The organism is Streptomyces sp. P17 (assembly GCF_032436805.1).
GTDB lineage: Bacteria > Actinomycetota > Actinomycetes > Streptomycetales > Streptomycetaceae > Streptomyces.
Window position 1 is genome coordinate 1 of the sequence record NZ_JAVRBF010001072.1, and the last position, 259, is coordinate 259.

Annotated in this window: 1 protein-coding gene; it reads left to right on the top strand. The window is 54.8% G+C overall.

The genetic code is table 11. From position 1 onward, the window contains the following. Nucleotides 1-6: 6 nt before the first annotated feature. A complete protein-coding gene (gene cas2e, locus RMT89_RS46370) occupies nucleotides 7-171 on the top strand; it encodes a type I-E CRISPR-associated endoribonuclease Cas2e (RefSeq protein WP_399499049.1) in 165 nt (54 codons plus the stop codon). Nucleotides 172-259: the final 88 nt, after the last annotated feature.

Here is a 259-nt window from a genome sequence, read left to right on the forward strand (position 1 = left end):
GACAGGATCTGGGATCAGGTGGTTTCCTATATCGAGGGGGGTGACGCCGTGATGGTGTGGCGCGCGCCCACCGATCAGGGTTTTGCGTTTAAAACCACAGGCCAAAACCGCCGCGTTCCGGTGGATTTTGACGGCTTGACACTTGTCCAGTTCCGCCCTGAAAAGAGCTAGATATTTCGGTGCGCTTTTTGAAATTGTGAAAGTGCTGGTTGGTCAGTAGCTTGCAGGAAGACTGTTCCCCGCGCGTGTGGGGAACAGT